The organism is Salinispora goodfellowii (assembly GCF_059570675.1).
This window is the reverse complement of record NZ_JCANTD010000001.1, coordinates 261,407-275,405: the sequence shown is the minus strand read 5'-3', so window position 1 is coordinate 275,405 and position 13,999 is coordinate 261,407. Positions and strand designations below refer to the sequence as shown.

Genomic DNA, 13,999 nt, shown 5'->3' with positions numbered 1-13,999 from the left:
ACGAGCACGGAAACAGTCCGAGGGGAAAGCTGAGTCATGGCACGCCGCAAGGGCCCGAAGGTCGACCTGTCCGCGTTCGACCAGGCGGGTGCCCGGGTTTTCGACAATCCGCTGGTCACCGAGGTCTCCGACTCCTACCTGGAGTACGCGTTCTCGGTCATCCACTCCCGCGCCCTGCCGGACGCCCGAGACGGGCTCAAGCCGGTACACCGGCGCATCCTCTGGTCGATGTACGATTCCGGCCACCGCCCGGACCGGGGGCACGTCAAGTCGGCTCGGGTGGTCGGCGACGTGATGGGAAAGTACCACCCGCACAGCGACGTGGCGATCTATGACGCGCTGGTCCGGCTGGCGCAGGACTTCTCCCTGAACGCGCCCCTGATCGACGGGCACGGCAACTTCGGTAGCCCCGACGACGGTCCGGCCGCGGCCCGCTACACCGAAGCCCGGATGTCGCGGGAGGCGATGCTGCTCGTCGGTGAGCTGGGCGAGGAGACGGTCGACCTGGGGCCGAACTACGACGGTTCGTTGACCCAGCCCACCGTGCTGCCAGCCGCCTTCCCGAACCTGCTGGTCAACGGTGCCTCGGGGATCGCGGTCGGGATGGCGACCAACATGATCCCGCACAACCTGGGTGAGGTGGTCTCCGCCGCCCGCTGGCTGATCAACCACCCGGACGCCACGCTGGACAAGCTGATGGAGTTCATTCCGGGGCCGGACCTGCCGACCGGCGGGCTGCTACTCGGCCTGGACGAGGTACGGCGGGCCTACGAGACCGGCCGGGGCGTGGTGCGGATGCGCGCCAAGGTGGAGATCGGCCCGATCGAGGGCAGCCGAGGCCGGCAGGCGATCACCGTCGTCGAACTGCCCTACGGCATCGGCGCCGAGAAGGTCATCGCCGCCGTCGCCAACGAGGTCACGAAGACCAAGCGGCTCACCGGGATCGCCGACGTCAAGGACCTCACCGACCGGGAGAACGGCACCCGGCTGGTCATCGAGTGCAAGGTCGGGGTGAACCCGCAGGTACTCCTCGCCGACCTCTACCGGCTGACCCCGCTGGAGCAGTCGTTCGGCGTCAACAACCTGGTGCTGGTGGACGGTCAGCCGCAGACCCTGGGGCTGAAGGCACTACTGGAGGTCTTCCTGGCCCACCGGTACGAGGTGGTGACCCGCCGCAGCGCATACCGGAAGCGTCGGCGGGAGGAACGGCTGCACCTGGTGGACGGGCTGCTGGTCGCGCTGCTCGACATCGACCGGGTGGTCAAGCTGATCCGGGGCAGCGAGGACGCGCAGGCCGCGAAGGACGGTCTCATGCGGCGCTTCGCGCTCTCCGAGATCCAGGCGACCTACATCCTCGACACACCGCTGCGCCGACTCACCAGGTACGACCGGTTGGAGTTGGAGGCCGAGCAGGAGAAGCTGCGCGGCGAGATCGCCGAGCTGTCCCGGCTCCTGGACGATCCGAAGATCCTGCGGAAGGTCGTCTCCGGCGAACTGGGCGCGGTGGTGAAACAGTTCGCCGCGCCGCGCCGCACCACCCTGGTGGACGGGGATCTGAAGGAGGTGCTCGCCGCGTCCGCGCCGGCCGGCCCGCTGGAGGTCGCCGACGACCCCTGCCAGGTGATCCTCTCGTCTACCGGGCTGGTCGCCCGGACCGCCGCCGAGTCGGAGGAAGCGGTCGAGGGACATCGCCGGCATGGCCGGGTCCGGCACGACGCGGTACGCGCCGTCGCCCACTCCACGGCCCGCGGCAAAGTACTGCTGGTCACCAGTGGCGGCCGGGCGTTCAAGGTGGACGTGCTGCCGCTGCCGGTGTTACCGGAGCAGTCCGGGACGGTCTCCCTGCGCGGTGGGATGTCTGCGGCCGAGTTGGTGCCGTTGGCGCCGGGGGAGACGGTGGTGGGGATCGCACCGCTCGGTGCGGCTGCGGCGGGCTCGCCGGGGCTGGCGCTCGGCACCCGGCAGGGCATGGTGAAGGTCGCTGCGCCGGACTGGCCGGTGCGCGCCGACGAGTTCGAAGTGATCACCCTCCGGGACGGGGACGAGGTGGTCGGGGCGACCTGGTTGACCGATGGAGCAGAGAGCCTCGCCTTCGTCACCTCGGAGGCGTCGCTGCTGCGCTACCCGGCGGGGTTGGTCCGTCCGCAGGGGCTGCGGGGCGGTGGCGTCGCCGGAGTCAGCGTCCCCGACTCCGCGCGAGTGGTCTACTTCGGCGCGGTCCGCACCGACGACCCCGCCCACGGTGAGCCGATGGTGGTCACCTCGACCGGCGCCACCGTGAAGGTGACACCGTTCGCGGCCTATCCGGCGAAGGGCCGGGCGACCAGCGGCCTACGCTCCCAGCGCTTCCTCAAGGGGGAGACCGAGGTGATCGTCGCCTGGGTCGGTCCGCGTCCGGCCGGTGCGACCGCGAACGGCGAGCCGGTGGAGCTACCGGCGGCCGACCCACGCCGCGACGGCAGCGGGTTCGCCGTGCTGCTCGGCCCCACGGTGATCGGCCATCAGATCGACCGCGACTGACCTACCGTTGGCGGCCGGGCGGGGTTGCCCCGACCAGCGCCTGGACGGCATCAGCCACGCGGGCCCGGCCTCGTCCATCCACCATGGCCCAGGCCCGCGCGGCGAGTTCGGCCCGGTGTTCTGCGGAGGCGAGTAGCGTGCGCAGGGTCCGGACGGCGCTGGCGCGGGCGGAGTTTCCGGCCGGTCCGGTGGCGGTCAGCTCGGTCAGCTCGCCGAGCCCGGCCGCGACACCCTCCCGGATCACCCGGTGGTACGAGTCGTGTTGGTTGTCGACCACGCAGACCAGCGCCGCGGGGGCACCGAGGCAGCAGAGCTCCCAGGTGGAGGTGCCGGCGGCGGAGACCACCAGGTCCGCCGCGGCGATCAGGTCCGGCAACGTGTCGGTGGGCGGTACCGCCCGCACTGTTTGCTGGGGGGTAGGGCGTAGCGTCGCCAACTCCGCCCCGATCGATTCGCGGGCGACCACCACGGTCAGGTCCAACGGTTGTCCGGTGGCGAGTAGCAGCCGGGTCAGCGGCGGGGCGGCACCGAACGCGTCGGTGCCGCCGAAGAAGGCGAGGACCCGGGGCCGAGCGGTCGGCGTCGGCGGCCGGGGCGCGGCTGGTCGCCGGTCGAGTATCTCCCCGCGGAGCAGGGCGTAGCTGGTGCCGGCGAGTAGCCGGTGGGCCGCTGTGCGACGGTCGGCGCCGAGGTTCTGGTCCAGGTACAGGTCGGCGTCCTGACCGCGGGTGTCCCCGTCCACCACGGCGAGGGTACGAATGCCTGCCGCACCCAGCGCCCCGGCGCAGGCCGGGTCCAGCTCGTACGAGTCCAGGACCAGCACGTCCAACTGGTGCTTGCGGGCCGCCGCCACCAACTCGCGCGGGGTGTCCGGTCCGGGGTGGCGCGGGATGCCCCGGTTGGCGAGTTGGCGGGCGGCCCAGTCCACGTCGGCCACGCTGCCGAGCAGTGCGACGTGGGCGTCTCGGGCGAGAAACTCCTCGCCCAGGGCGAGGCAGCGGATGAGGTGGCCGACGCCGCGACGCGCGCCCGCATCGCAGCGTAGGCCGATCCGGAGCGTCCTCACGCCTCCGCCAGTTGCTTCTGCCGGACGCCGGCGTTGAGGGCCCGCAGTGCTGGTTGGTCGGCCAACCAGTCAGCGAGCGTGGCCAGCGGCACGGTGACATCACCGAAGTGGTCGGCTATCGCGCTTACCAGGGCCAGGTCCGGTTCGGTGTCGAGGGTGAGCCTCAGGTCGGAGCGGTCCGGGGTGAGAGTCACCCCGAGCACCCGGAACAGCTCCGGATGGGTGTACGCGTACGAGGTGACGTGGACCCGGTGATGGTCGGTGGCGATCTGGTGCAGGGTCCGCAGCGCGTCCGCGTGGATGATCTCGACATCCATGCCCCGTGGCAGGGTCCGGGCGATCGAGGTGCTGACGTAGTCGAGGCCGGGGACGGCCTGGTAGACGTCGGCGACGAGTCGGATGATCTCCGGGTCGAGGAGGGGGCAGTCGGCGGTGAAGCGGGCCACCGCGTCGCCCGGGTGCGCGTCCAACGCGCCGATGAAGCGGCTGAGGACATCGTCCACCGGGCCGCGGTGGCAGGCGACGTCGAGTGTGGCGCACTCGTCCGCGACCGCGTCGTCATCGGGCTCGGTGCTGGTGGCCACCACCAGGTCGGACAGCTTCTCGCTCTCCCGGGCAGCCCGGACCACCCGGCCGAGGACGCTGCGTCCGGCGAGTGGACGGAGCACCTTGCCGGGAAGCCGGGACGAACCCATCCGAGCCTGGACGACGCCGACGATGCCGCTCACCGCTGCCCACCCCGCACCGCCCGCTGGTTGAGCGCCTTCCGTAGGCGTCGCTTCAGCGCCCTGACGGCCCGTCTGGCCCAACGGGCCGGGGTGATGACCAGTCGACCGAGCCGGAAGCTGACCGACCCGCTCAGGAGTTTGATCATGGCGTCGGCTCGGCGTAGCGCCCGCTCCCGGCTGGTGATCAGGTCTTCGGTCCAGCGCAGCACCGCCTCGATCCGATTCAGTTCCTCGCGCTGGCGTAGCCACGCCTCGTGTAGCTGTTGGTAGCTTCGTGGGCCGGGCGGCGGCGAGTTCGGCTCCAGCGCGTCCAGCTGGTCCCGGAGCTCCTCCTGGCCCGCCGGGTCCAGGTCCCTCCGGGCGGCGACGAGCGCCGCCTCGGTCTCCACCGCCACCCGCACGGTGGCCCGGTCGAGGTTACGACCAGCCACCCCGCCAAGAACAACGGTGAGCCCGGCCAGGTCGAGAGTGGAAGACCAGGGGTGGGCGTAGCCGCCGGTCAGCAGGATGGCGGCGAACCGCCAGAGACTGCGGGCCAGCGCGACACTCACCGGAAGTGGGGCGGCCGCCTGCCAACTCGGGTCGAGTACGGCAAACCGGTCCCCGTCCACCACCACGTTGTCGACCCCGGCCAGCGCCGGCGCGCCGGAGATCTGGCCGGCAACGGCGCCGGAGTCCAGCCAGTGGGCATATCCGGAGAGCAACGCCCGCAGCTGGTCCAGATCCTGCCGGAGACAGGCATCCAACAGCAGGGTACGCAGGAGGCGACCAGCCGGGACCGGCCCGGTCAACGCCCCAGGATCCCGGTACGCCGGACCGGTCTCCGGCGTGGTCCGCAGCGGCGGCTGGGTGACCTGCCAGTGCCACTCCTGCCCGGCGGTCACCACCTCGATTGCCCCCAGGTCGGGCGGACCGGTCTGGAGCAGCGCCACCGGCAGCTCGGCCGGCTCCACCGCCGGAAGCGGGCTGCGCCGGGCGTACACCACCCACGCCGGGGCGAGCCCCGAGGCCAGCCCGGCGTGCAGCGCGTCAACCGCCAGCCGGGCCGGGTCCTGAAGCACCGACCGGTCGGCGTACCCGTCCGAGCAAGCATTGTGGAGCACGGCGTCGAGCAGGCCGGCGGAGGTCCCCCGGTCGAGCGCTTCGGTAGCCACCAGGGTGGTAACCGACTCCGGGTGCGGATACGCCGCGAAGAAGGCGCCTGGGGTGAGGCCGGCATCGGCGAGGCGGCGGCGTAGCTGGTCGAGGTTGGCGGGGTGGCCCGCGTCCAGCACCCCTTCCACGGTCCACCGGTTGTCGTCCCGGGCGGCATACCAAGGGGATACGTCAACGATCCGGTGCAGACCGACGGGGTTGTCCATGCGGAGCAGCAGGGTCCCGCCCGGACGCAGCCGGTCGGCCAGCATGGCCAGCACCCCGTCCCAGCCGAGACGGGCCCCCTCGATGGATTCCACCGAATCCAGGCCGGACGTGGCGATAACCACGTCGTACGTCTCGTTGGCGGGTAGCCCGGCCGGGCCGCCGACGATCACTCGGACCGGGAGTTTGGCCGCGTGTTCGGCCAGCGCCACCCCGTCCAGGTGGCTGCGGAGCAGACAGGTCACCTCGGCGTGGGCCAGCCGGTCGAGGAAGCCGGGCGGGTGCGGCCCCGCCAGTAGCACCCGGGCGCCGGCCGGCACCACCCGGGCGCCGAGGACACCGAGGGGCCCGCCGTCGGTCAGCTCCTCGGTAGATAGGTCGGACCACGCCAGCATCTCGCCGCCGGGGAGCATGATCGGCTGGGCTTGGTCAGTGTCAGTCGTCAAGGTCGTTCTCCTGAAGATGCGCCCAGCCGAGCAACTCGCGTAGCTCAGCCGGGGCGCAGCGGTGGTCGGTGCCCAACTCGGCCCGGGCGATCTCGACGGCGGTGGACAGCGTGATCGACTCGCCGTGGAGCTCCGGCCACTGTCTGCGGATTCGGGCCGTGCCGCCGAAGGTCGGATCTTCGTCGGCGAGCACCATCGGGTCACCGTAGACCGCCGGTTCGCACCCCGCGGCGATGCCGTAGAAGATGGCGCTGGTCAGCCGGTTGGAGGCGACCCGCTGGTGCCGACGGAGCTCGGTGAGCTGCTTGTCGAGGAAGAGCGGGTCGGTGTCCCGCCACCAGTGCCCGCGGTAGCCGTGGCAGATGACCCGGAAGCCGGCCTTCTCGTAGAGTTGACGTACCCGGCGCATGCCGTACTCGTGCCAGTAGAGGCACACCGTCACCGGGCCGGGCTCGGTGTCCCGGATCTGGGCGATCAGTTTCTTGTGGTCGCCCTTGACATGCTGCCCCTCCCAGCCGTGGAACGGGTACCAGATGGTGCCCTGCCGTGCCGTCGGCATGGTCTTCGCCAGTTGGGGATCCTGCGGACGCAGCGCGAGCAGGTAGGTGAAGGGTGCCCCGACAACGACGCCGTTTCGCCGTCCCACCGCCCAGGCCCGGCGACGGGTCTGGGCGGACCAGAGCAGGCTCGGTGTTCGCTCTACGTACGGGTGGCCGGGTGCCAGCCCGTCGCCGATGTTCCAGCCGTGCTGGACATAGCCGTTGATCCGGGGCGGATGCCGATCGCCGAACCCGCAGTATCGGGCGAGCACGTGGGCGTGGCCGTAAAAGTGGTTGGCGTGATGCATCGGTTCCGTCTCAACAAGCGGTGGTCGGCGCCGGTGCCCGCAGCGCGGTGGTGAGGGCGTCAACGACCCGCTCCTGGTCGGTGTCGCTGAGCGCCGGGTACAACGGAAGGGAGAGCTGCTGGTCGTAGAACGCCTCGGCGACCGGACAGGACCCGCGCCGGTAGCCGAGGTCGGCGAAGACCGGGTGGAGGTGGGCCGGAAGGTAGTTGACCTGCACGCCGATACCGGCGGCCCGCATCCGGTCGTAGACTTCGCGCCGCCGCCCGTCAAGCACTCGGATCGGATACAGGTGCCAGGCTGGGCGGGCCCAGTGGCGGCGGGTCGGAAGCAGCACACCGGGCAGGTCGGCGAGCGCCTCGTCGTACCGCCGGACGAGCCGTTCCCGGGCGGCGCGGAACTCACCGAGTCGGCGCAGCTGGCTGCGGCCAAGCGCACAGAGGACATCGGGTAGTCGATAGTTGAGGCCGAACTCGGGCACCTCCTGGTGCCAGCCGCCCTCGTCCGGCCAGCGCTGCTCAGCCCGGTCCCGGACCAGGCCGTGGTTGCGGAACCGGCGGGCGCGCTCCAGCACGGCCGGGTCGGTGGCCGCGACCGCGCCACCCTCCGCCGTGGTGAGGTTCTTCGTGGGGAAGAACGAGAACGTGGTCAGGTCAGCCAGTGAGCCGACCGGCTGGCCGCGGTACGCGGCACCGATGGAGTGTGCGGCGTCGGCGAGTAGCAGCGCGTCGCTGCCCGACAGGGCCGCACGGAGGGCATCGTAGTCGGCCGGGTGGCCGGCGTAGTCCACTGCCGTCACCACCCGGGTCCGGGACGTGACCGCGGCGGCCGCCGCCGCCGGATCCAGGGTGAAGGTCTCCTCCTCGACATCGGCGAAGACCACCTTGGCGCCGAGGGCCACGGCGGTGCTCGCGGTGGCCACGAAGGTCATCGGCGGCACGACCACCTCGTCGCCGGGGCCGACCCCGGCCGCCGCGTAGGCGGTGTGCAGCGCGGCGGTGCCGTTGGCGACCACCGCACAGCCGACTCCGCCGGTCCAGCGGGCCAGGTCGTCCTCGAACGCCGACACCTGGGGGCCGGTGGTGAGCCAGTCCCCACGGAGGACGGCGGCGACCGCGGTCACGTCGTCCTCGACGATGGACTGCCGGCCGTACGGGAGCATTGTCGTCACGCGGTGATTCCGAGCATGTCGCGCATCTGGTCCGGGGCGAGCCACAGGTCGTTGCTGTCCGACTGGTAGGCGAACCCGTCCGGCACCGGCTCGCAGTCACTCGGAGGCTGGTAGCCCCAGGTGGCGATGGTCGGCTGCACGATGAACCGGTCGGCGGCGCGCAGCGTGCGGCGGCTGTCGTCCGGCGCGATCATCTCCTCGTGCAGCTTCTCGCCGGGGCGAATGCCGATCTCGTGCGTGGTGGCTTCCGGGGCGACCGCCTCCACCAGGTCGAGAATGCGCATGCTGGGGATGCGCGGCACGAACAGCTCGCCGCCCTGCATCTGCTCAAACGAGTCCAAGACGAACTGGACTGCCTGCTCCAGCGTGATCCAGAACCGGGTCATTCGCTTGTCGGTGATGGGCAGGCTCCGGCCCTCGGCGGCGAGTCGCCGGAACAGCGGTACCACCGAGCCACGGCTGCCCATCACATTGCCGTAGCGGACCACGGCGAAGCGGGTCGGGTGGCCGGCGGCGTAGTGGTTGGCCGAGATGAAGAGTTTGTCGGCAACGAGCTTCGTCGCCCCGTACAGGTTGATCGGGCTGGATGCCTTGTCCGTGGAGAGTGCGATGACCTTCTGCACTCCGGCCTCGATGGCGGCATCAACGACGTGCTGGGAACCGGTGATGTTGGTGGCGATGAACTCCGAGGGGTTGTACTCGGCGGTATCGACCTGCTTGAGGGCGGCGGCGTGCACCACGAAGTCGATGCCGTGCATTGCCCGGGTGAGTCGGTGTCGGTCCCGGATATCGCCGATGAACCAGCGTAGCCGCGGGTCATTGCCGAGTTCCCGACGTAATTCGTACTGCTTGAGCTCGTCTCGGGAGAGCACCACCACCCGAGCCGGCGTCGCCTGGGTGAGAATGTTTCGGAGAAATGCCTTGCCGAAGGAGCCGGTTCCTCCGGTGATCAGAATGGACGAACCGTCTAGCACGCTCAACTTTGGTACTCCGTTCCTGCTCATGCGGCTGCCGCGCTCGAGGGTATGTGGTTAGCGCTGGGGCGCGACCGGTTGGGCGCCGGCGCTTCCCGGTGCTGCACCTCGCCGTTGGCCGTGCGAATGCTAGCAGCTTTTCGGGCGGTCACAGCAGTCCAGTTTGGCGCTCACGTTTGCGCAACCCTCTCAGCTACACTCGGCCGTCGACCCGGCCGGGTGTGCCGGGCGATTAGGAGTGTCGCGGTGGAACTCGGACGACTTAGAAACGTTTTTAGGAACTCCCTGGAAATTCCGAATGAATTTCCGGTAGACGACTTGGAATACCGGGGTAACGCGCAGTGGGACTCGCTCGCGCATATGTCCCTGGTCGCCGCGATCGAGGACGAGTTCGGGGTGATGCTCGACACTGACGAGGTGATCGACCTCAGCTCCTTCATCCGCGCGCAGCAGATTCTGGAGAAGCACGGTGTCGTCCTCGCCGACTGAACTGCCGGACCCGCGGTACGCGCTGATCACCGGATCGACTCGCGGGATCGGTCGGGCTATCGCAACCCGCCTCGCCACGGCGGGCTACGCTGTCGCCGTTCACGGCCGAACCATCGGCGACGCCGAGCAGGTCGCCGCGGCGCTGCCGGGCGGTCCGCATCTGGCGGTGCACGGTGACGTCGCGGACCCGGAACAGGTCCGCGCGCTGATCCGGCTCGTGTTCCAGCGCTGGCGGCGGCTGGACGCACTCGTGGTCAACGCCGGTGTGCACGCGGCGGGTCTACTTGGTTCCGTCGCCGATCCGACAATCGAGCGGCTCTTCTCGGTCAATGCGGCCGGCGCCGCGCACACCCTCCAGCAGGGCGTCCGGCTGCTGCGGCGGGGGCAACGCCCCGCGGCGGTGCTCACCGCCTCGGTGGTGGGTACGGCCGGCGCCGCGGGCCAAGCCGTCTACGCCGCCAGCAAGGCCGCGATCGAGGGGCTGACCCGGGCCGCCGCGAAGGAACTCGGCCCGGCGGGGATCCGGGTCAACGCGGTGGCGCCCGGCTTCATCCGTACCGACCTCCTCGCCGACCTGGACGCCGAAGGCCGCGCCGCCCGGGTCGCGGCCACCCCGCTGGGCCGGCTGGGGGAGCCGGAGGATGTCGCCGAGGTGGTGGCCTTCCTGCTGGATCCGGCGGCAAGCTTCGTGACCGGTCAGGTGATCGGAGTGGACGGCGGTCTCACCCCGTGAACGGCCTGCTGCACCCCGACGCTCGCCTGGTGGACGCGGCCAACGGTGTCCCGCTCGGCGGCTCCGACCTGCGGGAGCGGGTTGCCGAGTTGGCCGCCGTGTTGGACCGGGAGCCGCCCGGAATCGTGCTGGCCGCCATGCCCACCACGGTCACCGCGGTGCTGCGGTTCCTCGCGGCGCTGGACGCGGGTCGCCCGATCGCCCTGGTCGATCCGCGAATCGACGGAGAGCGGCTGGCCGAGTTGACCGATCGGTTCCGGCCGGCGGTGCTGTTCGGCGATGCCGCGCTGCTGCCCGGGTATCGCCCCGGGCCGGACCAGCGGCTGGGCGGCTACCAGCGCCGCACCGGGGAGGCCGGGCCGACCCCGCACCCGGACCTGGCGCTGTTGCTGACCACCTCCGGCTCGACCGGCAGCCCCAAGCTGGTCCGGCTCTCTCAGGCGGCGGTGCTGGCCAACGCCGCGGCGATCAGCGCGGCGCTGGGGATCGATGGTGCCGAGGTCGCCTCGACCAGTCTGCCGCTGCACTACACCTTCGGGCTGTCGGTGCTCACCAGCCACCTCTACGCTGGCGCCACCGTGGTGGTCGAGGAGAACGCCCTCACGACGCGGGACTTCTGGTCCAGCCTGGACCGGCATCACGTCACCTCGCTGGCCGCGGTGCCATACCAGTACGAGATGCTGCGCCGGCTTCGCTTCGACCCCGTCCGCCACCCCCGGCTACGGACGCTCACCCAGGCCGGCGGACGGCTGAATCCCGACCTGGTCGAGGACTTCCACCGCCGGATGGCCGCGGTTGGTGGCCGGTTCTTCGTCATGTACGGGCAGACCGAGGCCACCGCGCGAATGACTGTGCTGCCCGCGGACCGACTGCCCGCGAAGCTCGGCTCGGTGGGTGTTCCGGTGCGCGGCGGTGCGATCACTGTCAACCCTGGCGCCGGATCCGAGACGACCGAGCCGGGACACACCGGCGAGATCGTCTACCGGGGCGCCAACGTCATGATGGGGTACGCCGAGACCGCCGCGGACCTGGCCCGCGGCGATGACCTGGGCGGGGTGCTGCGTACCGGCGACCTCGGCCGGCTGGACGGCGAGGGATTCCTGTACCTCACCGGCAGGATCAAGCGGATCGCCAAGATCTTTGGGGTGCGGGTGAACCTCGACGACGTCGAGCGGTCCCTCGCGCAGCATGGCCCGGTCGCCGCCGTGGCCGGCCCAGACCGCCTGGTGCTGGTCGCTGAGGGCGCCGACGACGACCGGCTGGCCCGGATTCGAGCCGAGGCCGCTGCGGGCCTGGGCACCCACTCCTCCGGCATCCTGGTCCGCAGCGTTGCTGCGCTGCCGCTGACCGCCACCGGAAAGCCTGACTACCGAGCCCTGGAGGACCAGTGCTGACCGACGTGTTCACGCTGCCCCAGCCAGACAAGGAGAAGCGGCTACGTGACGAGCTGAACGCCCTGGTGTCGCACCACCGGCGGTCCTGCCCGCCGTACGCCCGGATCCTGGACGCACTCGATCTCCGCGGCGAAGCGGCGACGGTGGCCGAACTACCCTGGCTGCCGGTCCGGCTGTTCAAGACCAGGAAGCTGGTGAGTGTTCCGGACGATCAGGTGATCCGGGTGCTCACCTCCAGCGGAACGACCGGCGAGGTGAGCCGGATCCACCTCGATCGCGAGGCCGCGGCCACCCAGTCCCGGATGCTCGCCCGGACCCTCGCGACGGTGCTCGGCCCGCGCCGGCTACCCATGCTGGTGGTGGAGGGTCGTGGCGTGGTCGGCGACCGCCGCTCCTACTCTGCGCGAGGCGCGGGTGCCCTCGGCATGGTGAACTTCGGTCGGGACCACCACTGGCTGCTGGACGCCGACGATCGACCGGACATCGAGGCGCTGCGGGCCTTCCTGGACCGGCACGGTCGTACGCCCTTCCTGATCTTCGGGTTCACCTTCATGGTCTGGACCTACCTCTACGAGGTGGCCCGCGAGCACGGACTGGACCTTTCCCAGGGCATCCTGGTGCACTCCGGTGGCTGGAAGAAGCTCGCCGACCGGGCGGTCGACAACGCCGAGTTCCGTCGCCGCTTCGGCGTGGACACCGGTCTGACCCGGATCCACAACTTCTACGGGATGGTCGAGCAGATCGGCACCGTCTTCCTGGAAGGGCCGGAGGGCGGTTCGCTCTACTGCCCGGACTTCGCCGATGTGATCATCCGGGACCCGGTGACCTGGCAGGAGGCGCCGGTGGGCACGCCGGGGATCATCGAGGTGTTGAGTACCCTGCCCACCTCGTACCCCGGGCAGGTGCTGCTCACCGAGGACCTGGGCGTGGTGCACGGGATCGACGACGGACACTGGCCCGGTAAGCGATTCAGCGTGCTCGGCCGGTTACCCCGCGCCGAGGCGCGTGGCTGCAGCGACACCTATCCGGGAGGTACGCCATGACGCTACGGATGCGTTTCCCCGCCGGCGAGGCCGTCTCCGTGCCGGACCTGCTGGCACCGGACGAGGCGGAGCCGTTGGCCGTCGGAGATCCGCGGATGGTGGACTTCCTGGCCGCGGTCGCCAACCGGCTACTCACTCCGGCGCTGGCCCGGCGGCACCCCGAGCTGGGCTCCCTCGGCTTCTTCCTCCGCCGCCGGGAATTGCTGGGTGCGATCGAGCGGCTGCACTCCACGCTCGGGCCGGACACGCTCGTCTTCCCCCGCGGGCGGGTGTTCCACGTCCCGCCGGCCAACGTAGACACCATTTTTGTCTACTCGTGGGCGCTCTCCGCGCTGGCGGGCAACACCAACGTGGTCCGGGTGTCGCCGCGTTCCGCGGCGGCCGCCGAGACGGTACTCGAGGTGCTCAACGCCAGCCTCGCCGAGGCCGACCCGGTGGTGGGGCGTACCCAGCTCATGGTCACCTACGGCCACGACGACGCGGTGACCGCCCAGCTGAGCGCCGCCAGCGACCTGCGCGTCCTCTGGGGCGGGGACCGGGCGGTGGAGAACCTTCGACGGCATCCACTCGCGCCGGCAGCCCGGGACCTCACCTTCCCTGATCGGTCCTCCTTCGCCATGCTGTCGGTGCCCGGCTGGGCGGCGGCGCCACCGCAACGGCGGCGGGACGCGGCCAGCGCGTTCGCCAACGACGCGTACTGGTTCGATCAGGCGGCCTGTGCCTCGCCACGTACCGTCTTTCTGATCGGCGCGGCGGAGCAGGCTGAGGAGGTCCGGGCCGAGTTCGTCGCCCTGTTGGACGACGTGGTCCGGGAGCGCGGCTGGGACGTGGACGCGGCGATGGCGGTGGAGCAGCGGGTCGGTGCGTACGGGCTGGCTGCCGACGGGGGAGTGCGGCGGATGGTCTTCCACCGCAATGCCCTGGCAACCCTGGAACTGGCCGAGGTCTCCGCCGCCCCGCGGCACTGGCTCGGCGCCGGCACCTTCCCCTTCGTCACGGTGCCGGACCTGACGGAACTGGTGCCGTTCGTGCGTCGCCGCGACCAGACCCTCACCCACTTCGGTTTCGCTCGGGACGAGCTGACGGCGCTGGCCCGGAGCCTGGGGGGACGAGGAATAGACCGGATCGTGCCGTTCGGCGCGGCGTTGACCTTCGCTCCGGTGTGGGACGGCCACGATTTGCTGCGGGAGTTCGTCCGGCTGGTCACGGTCAACGACTGAGGACGACTGGGG

12 protein-coding genes are annotated in these 13,999 nt (G+C 70.9%); 6 read left to right on the top strand and 6 right to left on the bottom strand.

All coding sequences use genetic code 11. The features are described from left to right. The first annotated feature begins 36 nt into the window (after positions 1–36). Positions 37–2,520 carry a DNA gyrase/topoisomerase IV subunit A gene (locus tag T398_RS01300; protein ID WP_496443657.1) on the top strand — a complete coding sequence of 828 codons (2,484 nt, stop codon included), beginning with the start codon at positions 37–39 and terminating at the stop codon, positions 2,518–2,520. Between the two features lies 1 nt (position 2,521). Here T398_RS01300 and T398_RS01295 read toward each other — a convergent pair whose 3' ends face one another. From T398_RS01295 to pseB, 6 genes are read right to left on the bottom strand one after another with little or no spacing between them, the layout of a single operon-like run. After that, on the bottom strand, positions 2,522–3,586 hold the full coding sequence (locus T398_RS01295) for a PseG/SpsG family protein (protein ID WP_496443655.1): 1,065 nt from the start codon (positions 3,584–3,586) through the stop codon (positions 2,522–2,524). Next, on the bottom strand, positions 3,583–4,314 hold the full coding sequence (locus T398_RS01290; RefSeq protein ID WP_496443653.1) for a cytidylyltransferase domain-containing protein: 732 nt from the start codon (positions 4,312–4,314) through the stop codon (positions 3,583–3,585). Before T398_RS01290 ends, T398_RS01295 begins: the two co-directional genes overlap by 4 nt. Further along, positions 4,311–6,086: a class I SAM-dependent methyltransferase gene (locus T398_RS01285; RefSeq protein WP_496444061.1), complete on the bottom strand. Its 1,776-nt coding sequence runs from the start codon at positions 6,084–6,086 to the stop codon at positions 4,311–4,313. The genes T398_RS01290 and T398_RS01285 overlap by 4 nt, the downstream gene beginning before the upstream one ends. 22 nt (positions 6,087–6,108) lie before the next feature. After that, positions 6,109–6,966, bottom strand: a complete 858-nt coding sequence (locus tag T398_RS01280; protein WP_496443651.1) for a hypothetical protein — start codon at positions 6,964–6,966, stop codon at positions 6,109–6,111. Positions 6,967–6,976: 10 nt separating this feature from the next. Further along, the gene (locus T398_RS01275; RefSeq protein ID WP_496444059.1) at positions 6,977–8,125 is read right to left on the bottom strand and encodes a DegT/DnrJ/EryC1/StrS family aminotransferase; all 1,149 of its coding nucleotides are present in this window, start codon (positions 8,123–8,125) and stop codon (positions 6,977–6,979) included. A gap of 5 nt (positions 8,126–8,130) precedes the next feature. Continuing rightward, entirely contained in the window at positions 8,131–9,108 is a 978-nt protein-coding gene (gene pseB / locus T398_RS01270; RefSeq protein ID WP_496444057.1) for a UDP-N-acetylglucosamine 4,6-dehydratase (inverting), read from the bottom strand. Positions 9,109–9,354: 246 nt separating this feature from the next. Between pseB and T398_RS01265 the strand changes: the two genes are divergently transcribed. Genes T398_RS01265 through T398_RS01245 form a run of 5 tightly spaced genes read left to right on the top strand, consistent with a single transcriptional unit; the run spans position 9,355 to position 13,987 of the window. Then, positions 9,355–9,597 (top strand): acyl carrier protein, encoded by a 243-nt coding sequence (locus T398_RS01265; protein ID WP_026322346.1) that lies wholly within the window; start codon positions 9,355–9,357, stop codon positions 9,595–9,597. Then, the gene (locus tag T398_RS01260; protein WP_018725509.1) at positions 9,578–10,330 is read left to right on the top strand and encodes an SDR family NAD(P)-dependent oxidoreductase; all 753 of its coding nucleotides are present in this window, start codon (positions 9,578–9,580) and stop codon (positions 10,328–10,330) included. Before T398_RS01265 ends, T398_RS01260 begins: the two co-directional genes overlap by 20 nt. Continuing rightward, positions 10,327–11,724, top strand: coding sequence for an AMP-binding protein (locus T398_RS01255; protein WP_496443648.1), 1,398 nt, complete (start codon positions 10,327–10,329; stop codon positions 11,722–11,724). The genes T398_RS01260 and T398_RS01255 overlap by 4 nt, the downstream gene beginning before the upstream one ends. After that, a complete protein-coding gene (locus T398_RS01250; RefSeq protein WP_496443646.1) occupies positions 11,718–12,767 on the top strand; it encodes a LuxE/PaaK family acyltransferase in 1,050 nt (349 codons plus the stop codon). The genes T398_RS01255 and T398_RS01250 overlap by 7 nt, the downstream gene beginning before the upstream one ends. Continuing rightward, the gene (locus T398_RS01245) at positions 12,764–13,987 is read left to right on the top strand and encodes an acyl-CoA reductase (protein WP_496443644.1); all 1,224 of its coding nucleotides are present in this window, start codon (positions 12,764–12,766) and stop codon (positions 13,985–13,987) included. Before T398_RS01250 ends, T398_RS01245 begins: the two co-directional genes overlap by 4 nt. The last annotated feature ends 12 nt before the right edge of the window (positions 13,988–13,999 follow it).

Bases quoted from the DNA above. Each gene is read 5' to 3' on its own strand.
- T398_RS01300 (WP_496443657.1), top strand. From the start codon at position 37: ATGGCACGCCGCAAGGGCCCGAAGGTCGACCTGTCCGCGTTCGACCAG.
- T398_RS01280 (WP_496443651.1), bottom strand. From the start codon at position 6,966: ATGCATCACGCCAACCACTTTTACGGCCACGCCCACGTGCTCGCCCGA.
- T398_RS01285 (WP_496444061.1), bottom strand. From the start codon at position 6,086: ATGCTCCCCGGCGGCGAGATGCTGGCGTGGTCCGACCTATCTACCGAG.
- T398_RS01245 (WP_496443644.1), top strand. From the start codon at position 12,764: ATGACGCTACGGATGCGTTTCCCCGCCGGCGAGGCCGTCTCCGTGCCG.
- T398_RS01275 (WP_496444059.1), bottom strand. From the start codon at position 8,125: ATGCTCCCGTACGGCCGGCAGTCCATCGTCGAGGACGACGTGACCGCG.